Annotated in this window: 23 protein-coding genes; 9 read left to right on the top strand and 14 right to left on the bottom strand. The window is 44.9% G+C overall.

What is annotated here, in order from left to right; all coding sequences use genetic code 11:
• Positions 1-18: 18 nt before the first annotated feature.
• Genes R1T43_RS19635 through R1T43_RS19605 form a run of 7 tightly spaced genes read right to left on the bottom strand, consistent with a single transcriptional unit; the run spans position 19 to position 5,577 of the window.
• Positions 19-942, bottom strand: coding sequence for a tyrosine recombinase XerC (locus R1T43_RS19635; RefSeq protein WP_317351260.1), 924 nt, complete (start codon positions 940-942; stop codon positions 19-21).
• Positions 943-947: 5 nt separating this feature from the next.
• On the bottom strand, positions 948-1,643 hold the full coding sequence (locus tag R1T43_RS19630) for a DUF484 family protein (RefSeq protein WP_317351258.1): 696 nt from the start codon (positions 1,641-1,643) through the stop codon (positions 948-950).
• Positions 1,640-2,470: a diaminopimelate epimerase gene (gene dapF, locus R1T43_RS19625; protein WP_013785917.1), complete on the bottom strand. Its 831-nt coding sequence runs from the start codon at positions 2,468-2,470 to the stop codon at positions 1,640-1,642. The genes R1T43_RS19630 and dapF overlap by 4 nt, the downstream gene beginning before the upstream one ends.
• A 35-nt stretch (positions 2,471-2,505) precedes the next feature.
• Positions 2,506-3,756 (bottom strand): diaminopimelate decarboxylase, encoded by a 1,251-nt coding sequence (lysA, locus tag R1T43_RS19620; protein ID WP_317351254.1) that lies wholly within the window; start codon positions 3,754-3,756, stop codon positions 2,506-2,508.
• A complete protein-coding gene (gene lptM / locus R1T43_RS19615) occupies positions 3,756-3,938 on the bottom strand; it encodes an LPS translocon maturation chaperone LptM (protein ID WP_317351252.1) in 183 nt (60 codons plus the stop codon). The genes lysA and lptM overlap by 1 nt, the downstream gene beginning before the upstream one ends.
• A 51-nt stretch (positions 3,939-3,989) precedes the next feature.
• Positions 3,990-5,057: an MJ1255/VC2487 family glycosyltransferase gene (locus R1T43_RS19610; protein WP_317351250.1), complete on the bottom strand. Its 1,068-nt coding sequence runs from the start codon at positions 5,055-5,057 to the stop codon at positions 3,990-3,992.
• 1 nt (position 5,058) lies between these two features.
• Positions 5,059-5,577 carry a phosphatase PAP2 family protein gene (locus R1T43_RS19605; protein ID WP_317351249.1) on the bottom strand — a complete coding sequence of 173 codons (519 nt, stop codon included), beginning with the start codon at positions 5,575-5,577 and terminating at the stop codon, positions 5,059-5,061.
• A 357-nt stretch (positions 5,578-5,934) separates the two neighbouring features.
• Here R1T43_RS19605 and rraA point away from each other — a divergent pair, with 357 nt between their 5' ends.
• Positions 5,935-6,420, top strand: a complete 486-nt coding sequence (gene rraA / locus R1T43_RS19600) for a ribonuclease E activity regulator RraA (protein WP_057794700.1) — start codon at positions 5,935-5,937, stop codon at positions 6,418-6,420.
• 103 nt (positions 6,421-6,523) lie between these two features.
• Here the strand turns inward: rraA and R1T43_RS19595 are convergent, their stop codons facing one another.
• From R1T43_RS19595 to mpl, 3 genes are all read right to left on the bottom strand, one after another.
• Entirely contained in the window at positions 6,524-7,324 is an 801-nt protein-coding gene (locus R1T43_RS19595) for a S1/P1 nuclease (protein ID WP_317351246.1), read from the bottom strand.
• Positions 7,325-7,391: 67 nt separating this feature from the next.
• The gene (locus R1T43_RS19590; protein ID WP_317351243.1) at positions 7,392-8,027 is read right to left on the bottom strand and encodes a flavin prenyltransferase UbiX; all 636 of its coding nucleotides are present in this window, start codon (positions 8,025-8,027) and stop codon (positions 7,392-7,394) included.
• Positions 8,024-9,406 carry a UDP-N-acetylmuramate:L-alanyl-gamma-D-glutamyl-meso-diaminopimelate ligase gene (mpl, locus tag R1T43_RS19585; protein WP_317351240.1) on the bottom strand — a complete coding sequence of 461 codons (1,383 nt, stop codon included), beginning with the start codon at positions 9,404-9,406 and terminating at the stop codon, positions 8,024-8,026. Before mpl ends, R1T43_RS19590 begins: the two co-directional genes overlap by 4 nt.
• A 273-nt stretch (positions 9,407-9,679) precedes the next feature.
• Between mpl and R1T43_RS19580 the strand changes: the two genes are divergently transcribed.
• The 3 genes from R1T43_RS19580 (at position 9,680) to R1T43_RS19570 (ending at position 11,887) form a co-directional block, all read left to right on the top strand.
• Complete coding sequence (locus tag R1T43_RS19580; protein WP_317351238.1) at positions 9,680-10,657, top strand: class 1 fructose-bisphosphatase; 978 nt, start codon at positions 9,680-9,682, stop codon at positions 10,655-10,657.
• A gap of 118 nt (positions 10,658-10,775) precedes the next feature.
• On the top strand, positions 10,776-11,306 hold the full coding sequence (gene ppa / locus R1T43_RS19575; RefSeq protein WP_013785907.1) for an inorganic diphosphatase: 531 nt from the start codon (positions 10,776-10,778) through the stop codon (positions 11,304-11,306).
• Between the two features lie 98 nt (positions 11,307-11,404).
• Complete coding sequence (locus R1T43_RS19570; protein ID WP_211069125.1) at positions 11,405-11,887, top strand: DUF3299 domain-containing protein; 483 nt, start codon at positions 11,405-11,407, stop codon at positions 11,885-11,887.
• A 50-nt stretch (positions 11,888-11,937) separates the two neighbouring features.
• Here R1T43_RS19570 and R1T43_RS19565 read toward each other — a convergent pair whose 3' ends face one another.
• Together R1T43_RS19565 and R1T43_RS19560 are read right to left on the bottom strand one after the other, a co-directional pair.
• Entirely contained in the window at positions 11,938-12,639 is a 702-nt protein-coding gene (locus tag R1T43_RS19565) for a 2OG-Fe(II) oxygenase (RefSeq protein ID WP_317351234.1), read from the bottom strand.
• The gene (locus R1T43_RS19560) at positions 12,632-13,066 is read right to left on the bottom strand and encodes a thioesterase family protein (RefSeq protein ID WP_317351232.1); all 435 of its coding nucleotides are present in this window, start codon (positions 13,064-13,066) and stop codon (positions 12,632-12,634) included. Before R1T43_RS19560 ends, R1T43_RS19565 begins: the two co-directional genes overlap by 8 nt.
• A 169-nt stretch (positions 13,067-13,235) precedes the next feature.
• Between R1T43_RS19560 and R1T43_RS19555 the strand changes: the two genes are divergently transcribed.
• A complete protein-coding gene (locus R1T43_RS19555; RefSeq protein WP_317351230.1) occupies positions 13,236-14,735 on the top strand; it encodes an Hsp70 family protein in 1,500 nt (499 codons plus the stop codon).
• 118 nt (positions 14,736-14,853) lie between these two features.
• On the opposite strand, the gene uvrA is transcribed toward R1T43_RS19555, so the two are convergent.
• Positions 14,854-17,688 carry an excinuclease ABC subunit UvrA gene (gene uvrA, locus R1T43_RS19550; protein WP_317351228.1) on the bottom strand — a complete coding sequence of 945 codons (2,835 nt, stop codon included), beginning with the start codon at positions 17,686-17,688 and terminating at the stop codon, positions 14,854-14,856.
• A 211-nt stretch (positions 17,689-17,899) separates the two neighbouring features.
• On the opposite strand from uvrA, the gene R1T43_RS19545 reads away from it, so the two are divergent.
• From R1T43_RS19545 to R1T43_RS19535, 3 genes are read left to right on the top strand one after another with little or no spacing between them, the layout of a single operon-like run.
• Entirely contained in the window at positions 17,900-19,240 is a 1,341-nt protein-coding gene (locus R1T43_RS19545; protein ID WP_317351227.1) for an MFS transporter, read from the top strand.
• A 54-nt stretch (positions 19,241-19,294) separates the two neighbouring features.
• Positions 19,295-19,888 carry an HAD family hydrolase gene (locus R1T43_RS19540; protein ID WP_211069119.1) on the top strand — a complete coding sequence of 198 codons (594 nt, stop codon included), beginning with the start codon at positions 19,295-19,297 and terminating at the stop codon, positions 19,886-19,888.
• A gap of 29 nt (positions 19,889-19,917) precedes the next feature.
• Positions 19,918-20,778, top strand: coding sequence for an alpha/beta hydrolase (locus R1T43_RS19535; protein ID WP_211069118.1), 861 nt, complete (start codon positions 19,918-19,920; stop codon positions 20,776-20,778).
• Between the two features lie 371 nt (positions 20,779-21,149).
• On the opposite strand, the gene R1T43_RS19530 is transcribed toward R1T43_RS19535, so the two are convergent.
• A complete protein-coding gene (locus tag R1T43_RS19530) occupies positions 21,150-22,151 on the bottom strand; it encodes a LacI family DNA-binding transcriptional regulator (protein WP_282145840.1) in 1,002 nt (333 codons plus the stop codon).
• Between the two features lie 284 nt (positions 22,152-22,435).
• Between R1T43_RS19530 and R1T43_RS19525 the strand changes: the two genes are divergently transcribed.
• Positions 22,436-23,452 (top strand): aldose epimerase family protein, encoded by a 1,017-nt coding sequence (locus tag R1T43_RS19525; protein ID WP_317351223.1) that lies wholly within the window; start codon positions 22,436-22,438, stop codon positions 23,450-23,452.
• The last annotated feature ends 178 nt before the right edge of the window (positions 23,453-23,630 follow it).

Raw genomic sequence — 23,630 nt, 5'->3', positions numbered from 1 at the left:
CCTATTTTCAAATTATGATTATTTTTTGTGTGCTCTGGGGTGCGCGGCATCATAAACCTTGGCTAAATGCTGAAAATCTAAATGAGTGTACACTTGCGTGGTTGATAGATTGGCATGGCCGAGTAATTCCTGCACCGCACGTAAATCGCCGCTCGACTCTAATACGTGGGTGGCGAAAGAATGGCGCAGTTTATGGGGGCTAACTTTTTGACTCAGGCTTTGCAATTCAGCCATTTGATTAAGCCGATTGGCCACTTGGCGATTTGATATGCGCGTTTTGCGTTTGCTAACAAAAATAGCGGGTTCATAGGGAGACGCATAAGCAGGGCGAACTTTAAGCCAAGCATGGAGCGCCTTTTGCGCTTGTCGGCCTAGGGGCAAAATCCGTTGTTTACTGCCCTTACCGGTCACTTTAATAGTGCCATCTTTAGGATAGTCACTTAAGTTTAAGCCGGTTAGTTCACTTAATCGTAGTCCGCAGCCATAGAGCAATTCAAACATGGCTACATCACGACAAATAATGCCTTCATCGATATCGCCGCTAACGGTTTGTTCATTTGCCAACAACTGCTGCATTTCATCAACACTAAGCTGTTTAGGTAATGGCTTACCTTGTTTAGGTGCTTGAATGCCTTCCACGGGGTTACTGAAGAGCTGCTCGTTATCAATCAGGTATTGGCAAAAGGTACGTAAAGCAGACAGGCGCAATGCTATGCTACGGGGTTTATGCCCGTCCATTTTTGCTGCGGCCATTACACGTTTTACATCAGAGGGCGTCATACCCGACCACTCATAAAGCCCTAAAGTGATAGCAATACTGGTGAGTTGTCTACGGTAGTTACTAATAGTAAGCGGCGATAAACCGCGTTCGACTTGTAGGTGAAGCAGGAATTTTTCAAGCCACAGATGACAGGGTTCGCTAAGGGCGGTTTCCGCTGTCACGAAAACTAGTACCCCATCATCTCAGGCAATATAATATTAAGCACCTGCTGCAACTGTTGTAACAACAAAGTATCCATATCAGGTGTGAAATGGCTTGCATCACTGCTGCTGATACCCAAAATACCAATCTCTTGGTTGTCGCCCAATAGCATGAGGGCAACAGATTCTGCGCTGCTATCACCAAACAATAACTGACGTTCGTGCTGCGATAATCGCCCGAAAAAGAAGTTCGACGTCTTAAAGCGCTTTTCGGTAAATAGCCTGCGTTGTAATTCAGGTATGGCGTGGGGGCCTTTGAAGCTTTTTATCACTGCAGAAGATAACTGCAAGCGTTCTTGCAATACGTCTTCAAGGGTAAACTGAACTTCTGCCACACTTTCGCAACGCAGCAGTTGTACGTTTAGGTCGGTGTACACGCGGTAAATTTTTTCGTTTTGCTTGGCAATGCTCACCAGTTGCGTAAGCTTATAATTCAACTGGCGAACTTTTTTGCGTAACTGCTCACTTTGAATTTCAACTAGCGAGACGCTGCCCTTGTGCGAATGAGGAATTTTGAGTTTTTCGAGTAGTTCGGGATGTTGAGCGAAAAAATCAGGGTTTTCTAACAAAAAAGCGCGAACCTGCTCTGAGGAAACATCGCTGTCGCCTGAAAACACTTCTACTACCGACGATGCGCTAGCTTGTCCTGATAAATCACTCATAAATTTATATGTCCGTCGTACACATGGTCGGCGGGCCCTGTCATCTTTAATACATTATCTGGGCCTGGCCAACGGATCCGTAAACTGCCTCCGGGCAAATCTACCCGAACATCTTTGCTTAATTTACCTTGAATCTGACCGATTGCAACAGCTGCGCATGCACCGCTGCCACATGCCAAGGTTTCACCCGAGCCACGTTCAAATACGCGCAATCGAATGTGCGATTCATTAATAATTTGCATAAAGCCCACATTCACGCCTTCTGGAAAGCGTTCGTTGCGTTCAACGAGTGGACCTATTTCTTTAACGGGAGCGGTATCTACATCTTCCACTTCCATGACGCAATGCGGGTTACCCATAGATACGGCACCGTAAAACAAAGTTTTATCGTTTACCCGTAATATATAGGTGTTCTCTTGCTTGTTCGCTTTAAGTGGAATTTTAGCCGGTTCGAATTCAGGCTTGCCCATATTCACGGTAACTTGGCCGTCTTTCTCCAAGTACAACACCATTTTTCCGGCTTTGGTGCTCACCACTATTTTATTGCGGTTAATTAAGCCTTTTTGCTTTACGAAACGCGCAAAGCAGCGCGCACCGTTACCACACTGTTCTACTTCCGAGCCATCAGCGTTAAAAATGCGATAGTGAAAATCTTGTTCAGGATCGTAAGGCGGTTCAACCATAAGCAATTGATCGAAACCTATACCGAAGTTTCGATTTGCTAACTGCTGTATTTTGTCTTTCGAGAAAAAGACGTTCTGGGTGACATTATCAATCACCATGAAGTCGTTCCCCAGACCGTGCATTTTTGAAAACTGAACCTGCATTAACCGCGCATCTTTATTATGAGTTTAGCCCTAGTTTACGTAAGTTTGTGCTCACCTTTCCAGAGATCTTTTAGAATTTCTCTTTCACGCACCACAATTGTGGCATCACCATCTACCATAATCTCTGCTGGACGGCAGCGACTATTGTAGTTCGATGCCATGGCAAAACCATACGCACCGGCGCTTCTAACGGCTAACAGGTCGGTTGGTTCAATAGCAAGTTGACGGTCTTTACCGATGAAATCACCGGTTTCACATACCGGGCCTACCACGTCATAATTGCGTGCTGTGGCCGTACTTTCTTGTTTAACTGGGATAATATTTTGCCATGCAGAGTAAAGTGCAGGTCGAAGCAGGTCATTCATAGCGGCATCAACAATAGCGAAGCTCTTCTCTTCACCTTCTTTAATAAACTCGACTTCCGTAACCAAAATACCCGCGTTTGCGGCAATCGCGCGACCGGGCTCTAAAATAAGCTTAAGGTTCTCACGACCTACCATTTTTTCTGCCATCGCAGCAGCGTAAGCTTTCGGATGAGGTGGTTCTTCATCGTTATAAGTTACGCCTAAACCACCACCAACATCTAGGTGATCAATGGTAATACCGCGCTCGGCTAATTCATCAATAAGCAGCAATAACCGCTCTAGTGCATCAACAAAGGGGCCAATTTCAGTTAATTGTGAACCAATGTGGCAGTCCATACCGACTACATTCAGATAAGGAAGTGATGCGGCAAGTTCATAGGTTTGCAACGCGCGTTCACGGGCAATACCAAACTTGTTTGCTTTCAATCCAGTTGAAATGTAGGGGTGCGTTTTTGCATCAACATCTGGGTTAATGCGAAGCGAAATAGGCGCTTTTTTGCCAAGGGATTCTGCTACCGCGTTAATACGATGCAATTCAGGCTCAGATTCTACGTTAAAGCACATAATGCCTTGTTCTAACGCGTAACGAATTTCGTCTGCTTTTTTACCTACACCTGAAAAAACCACTTTGCTGGCATCGCCACCGGCTTCAATAACACGTGCAAGCTCACCGCCAGAAACAATGTCAAAACCAGAGCCAATTTTGGCTAATGTACTGAGTACACCTAGGTTTGAATTGGCTTTTACTGCATAACAAATAAGGTGAGGGTGCTCACCAATTGCATCATTAAAGGCATGCCAATGACGTTCTAACGTTGCCCGTGAATAGACATAAACAGGGGTTTGGTACTGTGCAGCAATATCTGCAACGGCAACATCTTCAGCGAAAAGCTGGCCGTTTTTATAAGCGAAAAAATCCACTAGTGAGACTCTCCTGGTGTGGAGGCGGGTTGGCTTTGCGTGTTTGGTGAAGACGCTGCTTCGTCTGGCTTTTCAGTAGGCGTCGTTTGTTCTGGCGCTTGTGGAATATACAGCGCCCCTTTATAGCCACAACCACTGAGTAGAATGGCTGCGAATGTAACTAAAACCCACTTCTTAAGCACGAAAAATCCCGCGAATACGACAATAAATGCCGTTATCATCGCATTGCGTGATTAAAATGCAAGAGACAATAAGCGTTCTTGTGTTTTATCGCCGTAGCGAACCTCTTTCCACAGTGAATTACATAGGCTCTGCGTATCTTGCAAGTCACCTTTTTTCAGCCAATCAATTAATACATCAGGGTTGTCTGGGAACTGAATGGCCTCTATGTCTACTGCTTCTAGCCACTCTTCAACAATGTCCGTATCCAGTTGAAATAGGGTGTGGCAAAGGTCGAGCTTATTAAGTGTTAATACATTCGACAGCTGCTCAAATTGCCCATGAAGGGGTTTAATAAGTAGCTTCTTACCGAGTTGTAAGGCTTCGCTTGAAAGTTCAAAACCACCGTTCGCAATAACGCCGTTACAATGTTGTAGTGCACGCTGAAAATGTTGTTTCGACGTCGGGTTCCATTGAATGTGGCCAGCGTCCTTAATTTCGCTAATATCTGGGTGGAAACACTGAAATTGTTGGTCGCTCAAAGGCTCTAGCATTTGCTGAACGTCGCTTACATCTTCAAATGGTAAGTAAACTAATACATGGCCCTTACCTGGAACTGATACAGGTTTTTCTGCCACAAAAGGTGGAATAATCGGTTGATTAAAGTGAAACCAATGTACGCCTAACTGAAGGTCGGTAGGGGCGAATTTTTTCATTAGTAGCCTATCAATGATGGTGTCGCCAGATTTTGGCACATCATAAGAAAATGCGGCTTGGTGGCTAATGGAAATTGACGGAATATGCTGTCGTTTAGCTGCCCATGCTGTAACAGGCTCGAAGTCGTTAACGAGAAGATCGTATCCACTGGCATCAAAACGTTTTACGTCTTTAAGAAATTGACTGATGTTGGCTTCTTTAACGGTTTGCCACCGGTCTACACGGCCACTTTTCGTAATAAAGCTTAAGCCAGTGAAAGTGCGATAGTCGCCAAATACATCCATATCAAAGTATTTATCGGGTTCACGTCCTGTGAAAACAAAATCTACTTCAACATCTGAACGCTTAGCTAACGCTGCCGCCATAATTCGTGCGCGAGCAATGTGTCCGTTTCCGGTGCCTTGCACGCCATACAATAATTTCATGTTACCCCAGAATGGAAAGACTCAATGATGCGATAGTGATACCCAGTAACATACCTGCAACTACATCTGATGGGTAGTGTACGCCAAGCAAGACGCGAGACAGGCCAATCAAAGCTGCCCAACTGTATGCCAGTACCGCAAATGCTGGATAGTAATGCGCGACAATAATTGCCATTAGGCAGGCTGCAGCTGTATGCCCTGAAGGCAGTGAGAATTTATCCGATGGCGTAACGTGTGCTGTTAAATTCAATAAAAAATCACAAGGGCGCGGGCGCTTGAACATTTTCTTAAGCAGCACATAGATAGGTAACTCCAGCGCGTATGCCATCAGCGCTGTATAGAGGAAAAGTTCGCCATGCTCGGGTTCAAAAGCCCATAGTAAGGCACCAATAACCAAGTAAAGGTATCCATCTCCGGTTTTTGACAACCAGATGATACTGCGACAATCTCGTTTTACGGTAAGACTGTATAAGCGATAGAACAAATTTGTATCGTATTTGGTCAAGGATTTAAGAAGCATTAGCCTTGCCCCCTTTAGATTGATTATTGAACAATTTAAAAGCATTCTGTGACCAACCAGTGACAGAAAAAAGAAACCTTTATGACAGATAAAGTGGTGTGTTGGTCACCCGCACTGCACGTATTAACTTCTATATAGTGCAGTGCGAAGTTAGGCAATCTTTCATAAAAAATGTAAGCAAGTTACGTGCTAAGTAGGAGAAAATGTCCTCACTAATAAAAGTGACTGTGTATTTAGCGCAAAGGTTAATGTTGTTTCCCTGAAACTTCATAAAACAGGCGTTTTTAACGAGCAAATTAATGCTATGCTAGAACAAGGTAAATAACCTACTACTCTCAATTAAAGTAAGGTAGAGCAATGGATTACAACACTTCTGAATTGTGCGATTTATTTGCAGACAGCGTCGACGTAGTTGACCCTATCTTCGCAAGCTTTGGCGGCCGTTATTCTTTTGGTGGCGAAATCACCACGATTAAGTGTTTCGAAGACCGTGGTCTTATCGACCGTGTATTGGCTCAACCTGGTGCAGGCAAAGTTCTGCTGATTGATGGTGGTGGTTCTACGCGTCGTGCCTTGTTCGATGCAGCGCTTGCTCAAGTGGCAATAGACAACGACTGGGAAGGCATCGTGTGTTACGGCAGTGTACGTGAAGTAGATAACTTAGCCGAATTAGATATTGGCGTGTTAGCGGTAGCGGCTATTCCCGTTAACGCGGAAAGCGAAAGCATTGGCGATGTTGATGTACCGGTTAATTTTGGTGGCGTTACCTTCCTGCCAGAAGATCACCTTTATGCTGACAGCACAGGCGTTATTCTTTCGCCAGAACCCCTTGATATTGACTAGGGGCTTTCTACTAGGCTAGGTCTTTAACGAAAACATCTGGCTTAAGTAACAAAAGCGGAGACATATGCCTCCGCTTTTTTGTGCCTAAAATTAATTTTAGCGCCTACTTGTCAAACGTTTCGTTCAAGTACATGGCAAGACGAATCCCTGCCATTTGTAAGCGCTGCTTCGCGGTAGGAAGGTGCTGATACAAGTAGTCGTAACTCATATTGTTGGCATCTTCAGGGTAAATGGTGTCGCGGATATTGGTGCTTTCTTCAATCCACACCAAAGGATCTGTAGTTGCCCAACTACGAATATCACTCGGTGTGATGTGTTCTGTGAGCCACGATGTCCACTCCGTGTAAGACAGCTTACGTTGCTCTAGCATTTGAGAGTCCCACACCCGATGTAAGTTAGAGTTTTGCCAAAAGAAATTTACTTTTACATCGTTACCACCGCGATCGCTACCATCACCCGCATGTAGCGGTTGGTGCAAATCGCCAATGATGTGCACAACGAAACGCAGCGCTAAGCGCTTTTCTTCAATAGTGGCTGTGTCGCTTTTAAGCGTCTTTGTATAGGCCTCTAGTGCGGTAACGGCGTCGCCTTGTCTAGGCGCACCAACTTCAGCATAGTCTTTTCCTTGAGGAACTGTTACGTAGTGCCAATGGGTAGACATCTTTTGCCAGAACTCGCTTGGGTCTGAGCGCATTTCATCCGCATAAGTTGACGCTTCTGCTAACGAACCGTGTGGTAGTAGTTCTGCAACTGCCGCTTGAGACAATGGGCTTAAATACTGCTGCGCAATAGCACCGGTAACCCGATGGCCGGTTTGACCCCAGCCAAAAGCTGGAGATACCATCAGCAATGTAATAAGTGAGCTAAGCGCGACGGCGAACGTCCTGTCTCTCAACGCTGTCATTCATATTCCTCTGTTCTGTTTTTATAGGATAGCTAGTTTTAAGTAGTAATTAACTTTAAGTCGGCAGCTAGGTTTTTGGGTTGTGTTTAGCGGTATCATAGCCCCACCGCGCCACTAACGATTGCTCAACCCCAAGGTGATCCAGAATACGCGCTACAACAAAATCGACCAAATCTTCTATGGTCTTTGGATTATGATAAAAACCAGGCGCTGCTGGCATTATTGTCGCACCCATTTGTGACAGTTTAAGCATGTTTTCCAAATGGATAGAGGAAAGTGGCATTTCCCTTGGCACCAGAATTAGCTGACCTCTTTCTTTTAATACTACATCGGCAGCCCGCTCAATTAAGTTGTCACTGGCACCAATAGCAATAGACGAAAGAGTGCCAGTAGAGCAGGGACAGACCACCATTTTAGCCGGTGCGGCAGAGCCTGAAGCGACAGGTGAAAACCACTCTTCTTTCCCAAAGACTTGCACTTGGCCTGGTTTACCGCCGCAGTGCTCAATAAAGAAGGCACTGGCGTCTGCAGGCCTAGCCGGTATTTTTATGTTTTCTTCTGTCGCCATCACCACCTTGGCGGCAGAAGAAATAAGTACATACACTTGGTAGTCAGCTTTGACTAACGACGTTAATAGTGAAAGTGCGTATGGGGTACCAGAGGCACCTGTAATAGCTAGCGTAATTTGCTTATCATGTTTCATTTTTCTACCTCGATTGACGGGGTAAGTACGCGTAAAACACGGCTGTGGATGCCTTCAAAGCCACCATTACTCATAATAAGAATATGGTCGCCAGGACGCACTTCGTTTTTTAGCGCCTGCACGATCGTTTCTACTTTGTTGAAAACGGCAGTGGGGGCAGGGCTAGTAGCCGCAGCTTCCTTCAACGACCAGTCTAGCCCTTGGGGTTCATAGACATAAACCGCATCGGCGGCCTGCCAAGATTGGGCGAGAGTATTTTTGTGCACCCCCATTTTCATGGTATTTGAACGGGGCTCTAGCACAGCAAGAATGCGGGCGTTGCCTACTTTCTTGCGAAGTCCGTCGATAGTGGTGGCAATGGCGGTGGGGTGATGAGCGAAGTCATCATAAACCGTCACGGGTTTACCTTCAGCCGCGAGTGTCACTGCGCCCTTTATTTCCATGCGGCGCTTAACATTTTTAAAACTTGATAGCGCGGTTATGGCATCGTTGAGGGTAACACCGGCATGATGAGCCGCAGCAATAGCCATGAGTGCGTTATCCACATTATGCTGGCCAAGCAGTTCCCACTGCACCTCACCTACAACGTCGTTGTTAAATAACACGTTAAACTGGCTGCCATCTTTATTGATGAGTTCTGCCGACCATTCTTTGCCTAAAGATTGGCGTTGTGTCCAGCAACCCTTTTTTAGGGTTTCCTCAATAGCAGGTGTGTGATTGGGCGTAAGAATAAGGCCATTTTCTGGCACCATACGCACAAGGTGGTGAAACTGGGTTTGAATGGCCGCTAAATTGGCGAAGATGTCAGCATGGTCAAACTCTAAGTTATTAATCACCAGCGTTTTAGGACGGTAATGCACAAACTTAGAACGCTTGTCGAAAAAGGCACTGTCGTACTCATCGGCTTCAATGACAAAAAACGGGCTTTCTCCAATGCGGGCAGACACACCAAAGTTTTCAGGCACACCACCAATAAGGTAGCCGGGGTTTAATTCACTGTACTCTAAAATCCACGCCACCATACTGCTGGTGGTGGTTTTGCCGTGGGTGCCCGATACGCCAATTACCCATCTATCTTTTAATAAGTTATCAAGTAACCACTGCGGGCCACTGGTATACGGCAAGTTTCTATTTAACACATACTCAACCGCTGAATTTCCTCGAGACATGGCGTTACCAATAATCACGATGTCAGGAATTGGCTCGAACTGGTTAGTATCGAAGCCTTCGGTAAGCTCGATGCCAAGGGCTTCAAGTTGGGTACTCATGGGCGGATACACATTGGTATCTGAGCCTGTGACCTTATGGCCTAAGGCTTTCGCAATGGCTGCGATGCCACCCATAAAGCTACCGCAAATACCTAAAATATGTACATGCATAGCGAATTCTCATTTTTACTGCATTGAATACTGGCTACTTTATCAGAACCGTTGCCGGTTAAATAATGCATTTTCACTCATAATGCCTGCTTTCACTGGTATGTTGTGTAGATTGGCAGCGCCTGCCTTATTCCACTTCGGTGCATTCACGGTTACAATCAATTTAACAAGCATATAAAGCAGTGCTTGTTGGTAGTGCAAGAGAAAGCCGGTAAGGAAAGCTGCGCGCCTTGTATTGTCATACCCTACACACTAAAAAAAGGCTTAACTAAGATGAAACGTTTAAATTCCCAGTTGCAAGAAGATGGTGCCCCGCTAGAGCTCATATTGCTTATAAGAACCTTGTTGGCGAGCTGCAAAGAAATTTCGTTCCGGGTGAGTCAAGGTGCGCTTGCTGGCGTATTGGGTTCTACTTTGTCAGAAAACGTACAAGGTGAAACGCAAAAGAAGTTAGATGTTATCTCTAATCACATCATTAAAGATACGCTTCGCGAGTCGGGCTATGTAAAAGCCATTTCATCGGAAGAAGAAGACGATGTAGTACCGTGCAACCCAGATGGTAACTATTTGGTTAGCTTTGACCCATTAGACGGCTCATCGAATACAGAAATTAATAGTTTAATTGGTACTATCTTCTCAATTACCCACGCGCCTCAGTGGATGGAGCCCGATGATCCATCAGCGTTTCTTCAGCCGGGTACACAGATAGTTGCAGCAGGTTACGTGCTTTACGGACCATCTACTATGCTAGCCCTTACTACTGGGCGTGGCACGCATATTTATACCCTAGATAAAACCCACGGTGGTTTCCTACTTACTCACCCTAATATTCAAGTGCCAGAGCAAACCACTGAGTACTCTATTAATGCATCGAACCAGCGTCATTGGGAACCGGCTATGCAAGAATACATTGCCGACTTGATAGCGGGTAAAGATGGCCCTCGTGAGAAAAATTTCAACATGCGTTGGGTAGCTGCGATGGTGGGCGATATTCATCGCTTGTTATGCCGCGGCGGTATTTTCATGTATCCATACGATAAACGTGACCCATCTAAGCCAGGTAAATTGCGTTTGCTTTATGAAGCAAACCCGATGGCATTTTTGATGGAACAAGCCGGTGGTAAAGCAGAAACCGGTACAGGGCGTATTCTTGAAGTAATGCCTGAAGAAATACATCAACGCGTGCCATGTATTATTGGTTCTAAAGAAGAAGTTGAAACCTGTTTAAGCTATTACGGTAAAAGTGAATAGAAAAATCGCTAAATAAAGGCGGTTTTGCGCGTGATTAGCGCTAAACCGTTTTTATTTTGCCGCCGTCACCGTATACTTAGCGCCAAATTTTTTAAAACATCATTGAAAGGACCTTAGAATGAGCTTGAATGATATTCCTGCGGGCAAGAACTTGCCTGAAGAAGTGAATGTAGTTATCGAAATTCCAGCACACGCTGACCCGGTAAAATACGAAGTAGACAAAGACTCAGGCGCTATGTTTGTTGACCGTTTCATGGCAACTTGCATGCACTACCCAACTAACTACGGTTACGTGCCTAACACCTTGTCTGAAGACGGTGACCCAGTTGACGTATTGGTAATGACACCTTTCCCATTGCTTGCGGGTTCGGTAATTCGTTGTCGCCCAATTGGTGTTTTGAACATGACTGATGAGTCTGGTAAAGACGCTAAAGTATTGGCAGTGCCAATCGACAAGCTTTCTACTATTTACCGTAAAGTACAAGAAACTGAAGACGCACCTGAGTTGCTACTACAGCAAATCGAGCACTTCTTCTCTCATTACAAAGATCTTGAACCTGGCAAGTGGGTTAAGATAGACGGCTGGGCTGGTTCAGCTGCAGCGAAAGAAGAAATTGTCGCAAGCGTTAAGCGTTTCGAAGCAGAATAATTCACGCTGCTTACAAGACATGCTAAAAAGGGGTCGGTGCTGGTAAGTACCGGCCCTTTTTATTTTAAGAGCTACCCTTTTTTATTTAAGTGAGTGTTATGTTGAAAGTCATGGGAAAGGCATTGGTTTTAGCCTTGGTGATATTGCTTCCGTCGTTCTCTGCGTATAGCGACGAAGAACCTATTGAAGTGTATTGGGAAGATTTGGTACCAGAAGGGTTTAATGAGCTTGCGCCTCCCGCCGTTCAGCACAATGGTGAAATGTCACAGTTGCAGCCTGATGCGCCAGTGGTCGATAAATTCGATGGTAAGCGGGTAAAAATTCCTGGCTTTGTGGTGCCCCTTGAAGGCACGCCTGAGCTCACGACCGAATTTTTGCTAGTGCCTTACTTTGGCGCTTGTATTCATGTGCCGCCGCCTGCGTCGAACCAAATTGTGTACGTGACGTTTGAAGAAGGCATTCCTCTAGATAATATTTACGACGCGATATGGGTTACTGGCGAGCTTACCACTGAAGGCTGGAAAGGTGATATCGCATCGGTAGGTTATCGACTTAAGGGTATCGAGGTAAGTGCTTTTTAGGCAAGTAAGCTCCTTTTGAGTAGGGAGCTCCTCATAAGAAAAAACGCGGCCTAGCCTTGTGGTGTATAGATTTGTTCTGCACGATTGAACAGTAGCCACGAAGTAAGAATGTACTTGTCGTTGCTTCTAGGTATTTGCCCACGGTGAGTATGGGTAAAATAAGCAGGGGCAATGACCATTCTTCCTGCTTTAGGCTTTACGGCTTTATCTTGATAATAAAACTCGGTTTCCCCACCATCTTCCACATCATTTAAGTAAAACATAAACAGTAATACTCGATGCAAAGCTTCATTGTGAGGCGCTTGCGGATACACTTCCGAATGCCAGTAAGGGTAACCGCCATTACCGGCTGTGTAGCGCTGTGCGTTAATGTCGCCAATACGAAATAGGTAGTTAACCAAGTTATGTAAATTAGGTTTACCCACTTCCTCAAAGTTTTCGCCGGTAAGCTTAACCGGTTCTCCCGTTTTGGGGTGGCGAACGGTTAGGCCAATAGGACCTACCAAAGCGTAGTAATACTTCTCGATGTACTTAACTAACTGTTCGCCCGTTAACTGCATCACCTGTTTAAAAAGGTCGGCAAACTCGGGCTGTTGAGAGATAGACACATCAATACTACGCTTCTTATCTAAATCGACACCGCCGCCAGTTTTACCTTGAGTTAGGTTTGGGCTTTTCTCGAAACGCGCGATAACTTGAGTACACAATTCAGGTGACAAAACGTCATCAATAACTTCAATTAAATCAGCCATTAGGTAGCGCCTTAAAATGTGCTTGTAACGTAGTTTTTATATCGTCAGGAATGGGGGCTGAGCGCTGCTGCTTATAATCGAAATGTACCATAGTGGTTACACCCGTTGAGCACAGGTTACCGTCTTGCCAAAGTTCTTGGTACACATCAAACGCACTGTTCCCTAAACGACTGATAAACGTTTTTACAGTAACGGTTTTGCCGTAAAAAATTTGCGCAAGAAAATCGACTTTGTAGCTTGCTAAAATAAGCGGCCAGTTCTGTAAATCCATCGTCGGCGTGAACATTCTGAAGATAGGATCCCGAGCAGCTTCAAACCAACTGACTAACGCGGTGTTGCTCACGTGTTGCAGGGCATCGGTCTCACAAAACCGTACTTCGAATGACATTTCCATAGGAATGGTTTCAGATGGAGTTACTGCTGACATATCGCCTCTTATTTTTATCGTGATGTGTATTCACTTTATCACGCTACATTGGGTTTTTCAGTAATCAGGCTTAATCTGACGGGCCATTGGAAACGAAATTAAGATGAAAAGTGATCCCAGCGTAGTTTTAAATTACAATCTGCGCCAAATTTCTGATTAAACAATAATTATGACTGCAATTGGGATTGATTATGGTACCTCAAACTCTGAGGTGGTGTACTTTGATGGCGCTACCCATAGACATATAAAGCTCGACCCGTCACTTGAACAGGGTAATAAAATTCGCTCGTCTGTATTTATATACTTTGAGGATGAACTGCCGCCTCCGCCTGATGCCATGGTGGAAGCTAAAGTGTCGCAGTTGCAGCGTTTAATCAACGAGCAAATAGACAAAGCCAAGCAGGGCTATTACGACGCTAAAGATCCTAAAGAGCAGTCGCGCTATAGCAACCGCATTGAATCGCTTCGTGGTGAATACCATAACCGACCTGCATTGCAACGTAAGGCTATCCAGCAGCTTATGCACGCTATGTCGCTGGAAGAAATTCCATTATTACGCTTAGTGGAGCATGGCAAGTTTGCCTTCGGTGAAGAAGGGTTTAAACGCTTTTTAAAAATGCCTGATAAAGGCCGCCTAATTTACTCGCCTAAAAACTTCTTAGGTGCATCATTAGATGGCGATCAGAAAAAGGCGTTCATTGGCATTATTGCCAAACAGTTAGCGTATTTTAAACAGTGTGCAGAAACCCAATTAGAAAAACCGGTTGCTTCGGTAGTAATAGGGCGCCCGGTTAAGTTTCATGGCACCCGTGGTGAAGTAGGCAATACCCAAGCCATTCAGATAATGACCGAAGCAGCGTCTAACGCTGGCTTTAGTAAAATTAATTTTCTGGACGAGCCAATTGCGGCCGCATATAAAATTGAGCAGACATTACCCCGCGATACCACGGCGCTTATTGTGGATATTGGCGGTGGTACTACAGACATCTGTTGTATTAATCTTTCGCCAGAACGCAATAACCAACTGGATAGAAAGCAGGACGTGCTATCGGTTACAGGAAGACGCTTAGGCGGCATGGATTGTGATAAGAGTCTGTTACTGAAAGTGGTTGCACCTGAAATGGGAATGGGGCTAAAAATGATTAATGGCCTGCCCATTCCCCCTACTTATTATTCAGATATGTGTGCGGTTGATAATATCCCCGCACTTACTCGGTTCTTCTCTGATGATTATGGGTTAGAGATTTCTCAAACTATGTCAGTAACCAAGAACCCAGAACAATTAGAGCGTTTGTTGCTAGTGCAAGAAAACAAGTTGTCGGCGCGGGTGGTTAACTCGGTGAGAATGGCAAAAGAACTGCTTTCTAGCAAAGACAAGATCACCTTACCACTGCATTACATTGAAGATGATTTTGATGTAAATATTTGTACTGAAGACTTAAAGAGTGCATTAAAACCTTGGCTAAGTAAGGTAAAAGCGTTAGTGGTGGAATGTTTGGAGAAAAGCGCTGCGGCACCTGAGGTTGTGATGGTTACCGGTGGTATGAGCTTATCACCTATTATTATCGATGCATTGTACGAAGAGCTACTAACCGGGTTGCCTCGGTTAGAGAACGATGCGTTTAACTCTGTGTGTGAAGGCTTGGCTATCCAGGCCTCTAAGTTCTAAAGCACGGCTATACTAGCACTTAAGTATTTAGCAGAACTAAATAGAAAAACGCGCCGAAAGGCGCGTTTTTTGTTCTTGATACTAAACCCTAAAAGCCTAGCCTTTGAAGCTTAATAGCTTAGGCTTGTGCTTCAAGCATTGGCTTTAAGAATCGGCCGGTATGAGAAACCTTAGATTCAGCCACCACTTCTGGCGTACCTTCAGCAATAATTTGACCACCGCCTGAGCCACCTTCAGGGCCTAAGTCGATGATCCAGTCGGCAGTTTTGACCACATCAAGGTTGTGTTCAATAACCACCACTGTGTTGCCATGATCACGGAGTCGGTGCAGTACGGCTAGTAACTGTTTAATATCGTGGAAATGCAGCCCTGTGGTGGGTTCATCCAAAATATACAGGGTTTGGCCGGTATCACGTTTCGACAGTTCTTTGGCTAACTTAACCCGCTGTGCTTCACCGCCCGATAAGGTAGTGGCTGCTTGTCCTAAACGAATATAGGCTAAGCCTACTTCTTTTAACGTTTGCAGTTTACGGGCAATGGCCGGAATGGGGTCGAAGAAATCTCGAGCATCTTCTACCGTCATTTCTAGCACTTCGTGAATGTTTTTGTCTTTGTATTTCACTTCCAAGGTTTCGCGGTTGTAGCGCTTGCCTTGGCATACGTCACACGGAACGTATACATCGGGTAAGAAGTGCATTTCTACTTTAATTACACCGTCGCCCTGACACGCTTCACAGCGTCCGCCTTTCACGTTAAAGCTAAAGCGACCTGGTTTATAACCGCGAGAACGCGCTTCCTGGGTACCGGCGAAAATTTCACGAATAGGCGTGAAAATTCCGGCGTAAGTTGCAGGGTTTGAACGCGGTGTTCTACCAATAGGGCTCTGGTCAATATCGACCACCTTATCAAGCTGATCTAACCCCGTCATCGAGACATAAGGCGCAGGCTCAGAAGTGGTGGCCTTGTTTAATTCACAGTGGGCGATTTTATAAAAGGTATCATTAATAAGGGTAGATTTACCTGAGCCAGATACACCGGTTACGCAGGTCATCACGCCCATAGGCACTCGCAAGTCTACTGACTTCAAGTTGTTGCCTGTGGCCCCTTTTAATTCCAACCATTTATCATCTTTAATAGGTGTGCGAACTTCAGGAATAACAATTTTTTCACGGCCGGATAGGTATTTACCAGTAAGTGAGTCTTCACTTGCTAATATATCTTCAAGCTGACCTTCGGCAATAATTTCACCGCCATGTACACCGGCTCCAGGGCCAATGTCCACAATATAATCGGCTTCACGAATGGCGTCTTCGTCGTGCTCTACCACCAATACCGTGTTACCCAAATCACGCAAGTGTCTAAGGGTCTTCAATAAGCGTTCGTTGTCTCGTTGGTGGAGCCCAATAGAAGGCTCATCAAGAACGTACATTACACCTACTAATCCAGCACCAATTTGGCTCGCCAAGCGAATACGCTGCGCTTCACCGCCCGAAAGGGTATCGGCACTGCGTGAAAGGGATAAGTAGTTCAAGCCAACGTTAACCAAGAAGCGTAAACGATCGAGAATCTCTTTTAGAATTTTCTCTGCTATTTGGGCTTTTTGGCCTGTTAACGATAAGTTTTCGAAAAACTCGTAGGCATCGGCAATAGATTTATCCGCAATGGTAGGCAGTGTAGTGTCTTCAATAAAGACATTACGGGCTTCTACGCGCAAGCGTGTGCCATTACAGCTACTACAGTGCTGTTGGCTTAAGTATTTAGCCAGCTCTTCACGTACCGCGTTAGACTCGGTTTCCCGATAGCGGCGCTCCATATTAGGAATAATGCCTTCAAACGGATGCTTACGCTCCATTACATCGCCGCGTTCGTTAATATACTTAAACGCTAACGACTTACCTTTAGAACCATACAGCACAATATCTTTGTGCTTATCGTCTAACTCGCCGAAGGGGCCAGTTAAATCGAATTCGTAATGGTCGGCAACCGATTGCAGCATCTGAAAATAATAATAACTGCGTTTGTCCCAACCACGCACTGCGCCGCCTGCAAGGCTTAACTCGTCGTTGCCCACCACACGTGTTGGGTCGAAGAACTGTCGTGTACCTAAACCATCACAGGTTGGGCACGCCCCAGCAGGGTTGTTGAACGAGAACAATCTAGGCTCTAATTCACTAATACTGTAACCGCAGTGCGGGCAAGCGAAGTTAGCTGAAAATACAATTTCTTCAGCTTCGCTGTTGTCCATATCGGCTACAAGCGCGTTGCCGCCAGCTAACGCTAATGCGGTTTCAAAAGATTCTGATAAGCGCAGCGCTAAATCGTCGCGCACTTTAAAGCGGTCTACTACCACCTCGATAGTATGCTTTTTATGTAAATCTAATGGCGGTGGATCGGACAGGTCACATACATCGCCGTCAATTCGCGCACGAATAAAACCTTGAGCAGACAAATTCTGCAGGGTTTTTAAATGCTCACCTTTACGTTCTTTCACGATAGGCGCTAGCAGCATCAACTTGCTGCCTTCTGGCATTGCCAACACCTTATCTACCATCTGGCTCACGGTTTGCGCATCAAGCGGCACATCGTGATCTGGGCATCGTGGTGTGCCAACACGGGCAAACATCAAACGAAGGTAATCGTAAATTTCGGTAATAGTACCCACGGTTGAACGAGGGTTATGTGACGTTGACTTTTGCTCAATGGATATAGCCGGTGACAAACCCTCTATATGATCAACATCAGGTTTTTCCATCATAGATAAAAACTGACGGGCATACGCAGACAACGACTCAACGTAACGACGTTGACCTTCTGCGTATAGGGTATCGAAAGCTAAAGACGATTTACCTGAGCCTGACAGCCCAGTTATCACTACCAGCTTGTCTCGTGGCAGTGTTAAATCGATATTTTTCAAATTGTGGGTGCGAGCACCGCGTATCTCGATTTTATCCATTGAAGCCTAAGTGCGAAAAAAAGAATCAGTATGCCATAGTCGTCAAGCAAATTGATATTGCATTGCATGATCAAGTTATACTGATTGGCTATCAATGAGATCAACTTAAGATTACATTAATCGAATATTTCGAACGTAGGCAGCTTACTAATATATGCTACACTTCGCGCCCACACTATCTGTCAGACTGATTTAGAGGAACGGTACAGCTTTGAACGCTTTGGAATTGCGCGCCTCGCTAGCGCTAGCATCTGTTTATGTATTACGCATGCTGGGATTATTTATGGTGATGCCGGTGTTAGCCGTCGCTGCTATGGATTATTCAGACTACTCACCTTTAATGGTGGGGCTAGCGGTGGGTGGATACGGTTTAACACAGGCTGCTTTGCAAATTCCAATGGGTATGATGTCTGACAAATGGGGTCGAAAACCCGTTATTTTGTTCGGACTGGCTGTATTTGCGTTCGGTAGTTTCGTGGCGGCCAATGCCGACACTATGGCGTGGCTTATTGTAGGGCGAATATTACAAGGAGCAGGTGCCATCGCCGGGGCCATCATGGCATTAGCCACCGACGTTAGCCGTGAAAGCCAACGGGCAAAAGTGCTGGCGGTTATCGGTATTGCAATTGGCTTTTCCTTTTATATGGCAGTGCTGTTAGGGCCTCTCATAGCGAATAATTGGGGCTTGGCGGGTATTTTCGCTATAACCGGTGTGTTAGCCATTGTTTGTATGCCGTTGGTGCAATGGGTTGTGCCTAATGGCGAGATTCTGAGTAGCGGCGATACGCTACCGCAAAAGGGTCAACTTAAACGCTTGGTGTTCTCTTCACAGCTTTGGCGCTTAAACGTTAGTGTGCTTATTTTGCACATGCTAATTACCCTGCTTTTTGTACAATTACCTTTAACCTTACTGCATTTCGACATGGCCCTTGATACCCATTGGACCGTGTACTTACCGGTATTAGGTATTTCGGTGGTGGGGTTAGTTATTATGATGGGTATGGCCAGAGGCCGCACACCAAAATCCTATCTACTTTTCGCCGTGGTACTTATGGGCAGTGCATTTGCCGCGCTTGCCATGAAAGACCATAGCTGGTGGATAACCACAGCCGCTGTAGTGCTGTTTTTCACTGGGTTTAATTATCTAGAAGCCAATTTTCCCTCTCTTGTTTCCAGTATTGCGCCGGCAGGTCAAAAAGGCACTGCCATGGGCATTTATGCTAGCTTCCAGTTCTTTGGCGCTTTTTTAGGTGGCATGTTGTCTGGTGTTGTGACCGATATTTGGTCCCCTGATATCGCCTATATAGTTGGTGCGGTCAGCACGTTACTTTGGCTTTATATTATTTATGGGCTAAAAGAAGTAAGCCGCGTTAAGCGTGTCATGATGAACGGTAGTTTTAGTTCGCATCAGGAAGACGCGTTAAAGAAAAATATTTCTTTGGTTCCAGGTGTTTTAGAGGTGACTTTAAACAGTCAAAATGGCACGGTATATTTAAAAGTGAACCGAGACTTCGATGCTACCCAAGCTAGGGCGGTAATTGATAGCGCTTAGTAGTAAGCATATTGGCTTTAATTGCTAAGAATAACGAACGTAAGGAGTGCGACCGTGATAGATTTATCGTCTTTTAAAGGCATTATTTTTGATATGGATGGCACCCTAGTTGATTCAATGGGCAGACATATCAACGCATGGCAAGTAACGTGTGAAGTGTTCGGCTACCCATTTGATGCAGATTACATTCACAGTTTAGGGGGCGTACCAACGCTTGAGACTGTTGAGATGTTGAATGCCAAATACAACAAACAAAATGATACCGAAGAAGTCGCTGGCTTTAAAAAGCGGACTTCTGAAAATTTACCCGATATCCCTAGGTTAATTCCAGATACCCTTGCCGTATTTAATCACTACATACAAAGCCACCCTATTGCGGTGGGCACAGGCTCTGATAGACCCCATGCCGAGTGGTTATTGAGCCATCATAATATTATCGAGCAATTGAAAGTATTGGTCACGGCTGATGATGTCAAAAATGGCAAACCTCACCCAGAAACCTTCCTCATGGCCGCAGAAGCAATGAATGTTGCGCCAGAAGATTGCGTAGTATTTGAAGATACTGAAATGGGTCAACGCGCCGCGTTAGATGCAGGAATGACATGTGTTATGGTAAAAGACGGTAAGATAGTAAATTCATTGGTGTAAGCAAACACGTAGTCAACAAGGATTGTGATATGACATTTTCGAAAATATTTACTGTGGCGGTTATGTCATTAGGCTTAGCCGCCTGCGCAATTAATGTGACGCCAAGCGCTTTTTTTCATCAAGACAACCAAACAAAGCCCCTGACAACCACGAAGTTACATGCCGCCATTGAGCAAGATAAAACGTCGGCAGGGATTACTCGCGTAGAAATTGATAATGAGCAAGGTCTAACGTTAAGAGGCGTTGCTGTGTCTTATGCCGAGCCTGTTGTGAATATTGTTTTTTACGCCGATAACCGTATGCCGGTGAGCGAAAACAATAGCGTGCTGCATCGCTTAGGTAAGATTCCGGCGAATATTCTTTGGATGGATTACCAAGGAGTTGGTGCCAGTGATAAATCTGAAAAGCTCAGCATTAATGCGATTAAAGCCGATGCATTGACTGTTTTTGATTACGCCGAAGGTATATTCGATAAGTCGTTACCCACTATTGTGCATGGCAGAGGCGTGGGCAGTTATTTCGCAAGCTATGTGGCGGCGAATAAACCTATTGGCGGGCTAGTGCTCGATGGGGCGTTTAACGACATATCCGATCTCATTGCCAACATGGTGCCTGGTTTTTCGAATTCACTGACCAGCATGAAACTTCACCCTGAAGTACACCTAATGCAAATCGCCCCCATTTTAAGGCACTACGAGGGCCCGCTTTGGCTCTTAGTTGGTGAGAAAGATGTTATTACCCCATTCGAAATTAGTAAGCAATTGTTAGCAACGTCGGCCAGTCACGCAAAGTACATTAGTGTAGTGCCTGGTGCGACCCATAATGCCACGCTAAAGCACGACTTCGCGATAGAAGAGTATCAGCGGTTTATCAGCCATATAAGCCCGTAGAATCAAGGTTTATCACACTTTTAAGCCTGTGGATAAAGTGTGGATCAAGTTGTTGGTAACTCTCTAAGCTTATAAATTTAAAATAAGATCGTGATCTGCCTAGACCAACTGGTCAGATCACGTTAGCTCAATTAAATCAAGGGCTGTAGCAAGTTTATTTTAGATCGGTCGATAAGTAGATCTTTAGTGGTATCAGGATCGCTAGTAGCAGGGGATTGGGGATAAAAGTTTTCGTTAACAGATCAAGCTCAGTAAGTTGTCAAGATCTATCATCCATGAAATTTTCTAACAGATAGCGACTTACCTTCATAATTTTTACCTATTGATGAAGGTAAGTACCAAGCCGCGCTCTAGGGTAGGCAAATAGCGTGCTAGACCCTTACCACCGAGTCACGTTTAACGATAGTAGGCGTATATTTAAAGGTAAGGCCTTCTTCAGGTTTTGCCCCAGCAGCGTATTTCAGCGCAAGTTCTGCCGCTTTTGCTGCCATCATTTCTATTGGGTAACGCAAAGTGGTCAATTTAGGGCGACAATATTTGGCTAACAGCACATCATCATAGCCCATCACTGATACTTGCTCGGGTACAGCGATACCATGGTCTTGTAACATGGTCATTGCGCCAGACGCCATAGCATCGTTATAGGCAAGCACCGCAGTAAATTCAGCGCCAGTAGCGAGTAAGTTCTGCATGGCCAATTCGCCGCCTTCTTGATCTGGCGTCGCATACTCAATCATGCTTTCAGGTAAGGTAAGCTTGGCTGCTTCGGTAGCGTTAACTATGCCTTCTAAACGGTGATTAGGATCATCAATACGGTATTGGCTGCTGATTACCGCCAACTTTTTATGACCTTGATTGATAGCATGTTCAGCCATCAAGCGCCCGCCGGTGACGTTATCTAACCAAACGCAACGATTAGCAATTTCTGGAATGTAGCGGTTAATTAATACAAAGCCCGGTACTTGCTTAGCAAAGTCGATAAGGGTTTTGTCATCCAATGCTTTACTGTGAACCACCATGGCTTCTACGCGGTGTTCCAGTAGAATTTCGATAGCACGCAATTCGGTTTCTTTTTCTATCGAGCCCGCACTTAATAGAATTTGAACGTTATTCTTACGAGTAACGGTTTCAACGCCATGGGCAAGCATTGCGAAGAAAGGGTCGTGAAGTTCTGCTAACACTACGCCTAGCGAGGCACTGCGCTTAGTCACCAAAGCTCTGGCGTTAGCATTGGGTCTATAACCCATTTCTTCCATGATGAGTTTTACCCGCTGACGGGTATCTTTGCCAACTTTAGGGCCGTTATTTATAACGCGTGAAACGGTTGCAAGAGATACACCTGCAGCCTGAGCAATGTCTTTAATCGTAGCCATACAGAAAAATTAGCAATTATTATTAGGTTATAGAAGTGAAGACTCGCAGTTTAGGTAGGCCAGTAAGCATTTTTGCTACTCAATTTAGCCATATTGGCTGCAACTATCCTCTGTTATGGCGTACAGCGTACAGTATATTTACAAAAAAACATAAAAATGTTCTAACAAATAGCACTATAAACAGAATAAGAAAACGTATACCCTCCTTGCTGTTGAGGTCGTGCCAGCCTATTAATTAAAAAATGGTAATCTTCATTTCTTGCAAAAAAGGTTAATGCATTGTTATGAAAGTTGAAGCGTCTGATTTTGGTGTCGTTGATGGTGATAAAGTCACCCTCTACACGTTAAGTAATTCACAAGGTATGCAGGCAAAAATTTTGAATTATGGCGGCATAATTCACGAATTAAATGTGCCAGATAACCAAGGTAAGCTTCATGCTTGCGTGCAGTCATATTCAACTATCGATGGCTATGTGGACGATCCCAGTTATAGAAATGCAATAGTAGGGCGTTTCGCTAACCGCATTGGGCATGGGAAGTTCACCCTGGAAGGTACTGAGTATCACCTCGATAAAAATGGGGGTGAACATAACTTGCACGGCGGCATTCCAGGTTTTCATAAAAAGATGTGGGAAGCTAAGGCACAAACGCATGCAGACAGTGTTTCGTTATCTTTAAGCTTATCTAGCCCTGACGGCGAAGGAGGTTTTCCTGGCAACGTAACCGTTGAGGCTGTTTATACCCTAGATGATGCTAATACATTATCGCTTTCACTGAATGCTACCACAGACAAAGCGACCCCTTTCAGCCTTACCCAACACGCGTATTTTACATTAAGTAAAGATGCGACTGTTGAAAACACCTTGGTGCAAATTGACGCAGAGCGGGTTACTGATGCAGACAGTACCTTATTGCCAACAGGCAAACTTATAGAAGTAGCCGGCACGCCCTTCGACTTTAGCGCACTCACTCGGGTGAACGAAAACAGCACAAAATCACATGATTTGTATAATTTGGTGGGTGGATACGATCATAACTTCGTATTAAATAAAGGGGCAGCTGGAAAGCCTCAGGCACAGGTGTTTGCTGAAGATACAAATCTGCAAATGGATTTATACACCGACTTACCGGGTATTCAGTTCTATACGGGTAGCTTAGAAACTGACAGTCAGCTTGGCGCATTATGTTTAGAGCCCCAGCACTTCCCCGATGCACCGAATAAACCAGAGTTTCCTGATTGCATCATTTACCCCGATAAACCCTTTACCGCTGAAATACGGTATCAATTCACGCTGAATTAAACGAAAAGATAGTACATTTGAATTGTTAATTTATTTAACAATGTATTATCTTTATTCGATAATTGATAATCGTGAGCCCTTACTATATTATTGAGGGTAAACGTTTAACCTTTTTGGTTTGATTACACCCACTCACACAAAATTTATTTGGTGACGGTGTGGCAAAATTGCAACGAAA

It is taken from the genome of Alteromonas sp. CI.11.F.A3, assembly GCF_032925565.1.
Taxonomy (GTDB): domain Bacteria; phylum Pseudomonadota; class Gammaproteobacteria; order Enterobacterales; family Alteromonadaceae; genus Alteromonas.
This window is presented reverse-complemented; position numbering and strand designations above follow the sequence as displayed.

Coding starts and splice junctions, on each gene's coding strand:
- dapF (WP_013785917.1), bottom strand. CDS start 2,470: ATGCAGGTTCAGTTTTCAAAAATGCACGGTCTGGGGAACGACTTCATG.
- R1T43_RS19555 (WP_317351230.1), top strand. CDS start 13,236: ATGACTGCAATTGGGATTGATTATGGTACCTCAAACTCTGAGGTGGTG.
- R1T43_RS19570 (WP_211069125.1), top strand. CDS start 11,405: ATGTTGAAAGTCATGGGAAAGGCATTGGTTTTAGCCTTGGTGATATTG.
- R1T43_RS19530 (WP_282145840.1), bottom strand. CDS start 22,151: ATGGCTACGATTAAAGACATTGCTCAGGCTGCAGGTGTATCTCTTGCA.
- R1T43_RS19560 (WP_317351232.1), bottom strand. CDS start 13,066: ATGTCAGCAGTAACTCCATCTGAAACCATTCCTATGGAAATGTCATTC.
- R1T43_RS19535 (WP_211069118.1), top strand. CDS start 19,918: ATGACATTTTCGAAAATATTTACTGTGGCGGTTATGTCATTAGGCTTA.
- R1T43_RS19595 (WP_317351246.1), bottom strand. CDS start 7,324: ATGACAGCGTTGAGAGACAGGACGTTCGCCGTCGCGCTTAGCTCACTT.
- R1T43_RS19580 (WP_317351238.1), top strand. CDS start 9,680: ATGAAACGTTTAAATTCCCAGTTGCAAGAAGATGGTGCCCCGCTAGAG.
- uvrA (WP_317351228.1), bottom strand. CDS start 17,688: ATGGATAAAATCGAGATACGCGGTGCTCGCACCCACAATTTGAAAAAT.
- ppa (WP_013785907.1), top strand. CDS start 10,776: ATGAGCTTGAATGATATTCCTGCGGGCAAGAACTTGCCTGAAGAAGTG.
- R1T43_RS19605 (WP_317351249.1), bottom strand. CDS start 5,577: ATGCTTCTTAAATCCTTGACCAAATACGATACAAATTTGTTCTATCGC.
- R1T43_RS19590 (WP_317351243.1), bottom strand. CDS start 8,027: ATGAAACATGATAAGCAAATTACGCTAGCTATTACAGGTGCCTCTGGT.
- rraA (WP_057794700.1), top strand. CDS start 5,935: ATGGATTACAACACTTCTGAATTGTGCGATTTATTTGCAGACAGCGTC.
- R1T43_RS19630 (WP_317351258.1), bottom strand. CDS start 1,643: ATGAGTGATTTATCAGGACAAGCTAGCGCATCGTCGGTAGTAGAAGTG.
- R1T43_RS19610 (WP_317351250.1), bottom strand. CDS start 5,057: ATGAAATTATTGTATGGCGTGCAAGGCACCGGAAACGGACACATTGCT.
- mpl (WP_317351240.1), bottom strand. CDS start 9,406: ATGCATGTACATATTTTAGGTATTTGCGGTAGCTTTATGGGTGGCATC.
- R1T43_RS19525 (WP_317351223.1), top strand. CDS start 22,436: ATGAAAGTTGAAGCGTCTGATTTTGGTGTCGTTGATGGTGATAAAGTC.
- R1T43_RS19565 (WP_317351234.1), bottom strand. CDS start 12,639: ATGGCTGATTTAATTGAAGTTATTGATGACGTTTTGTCACCTGAATTG.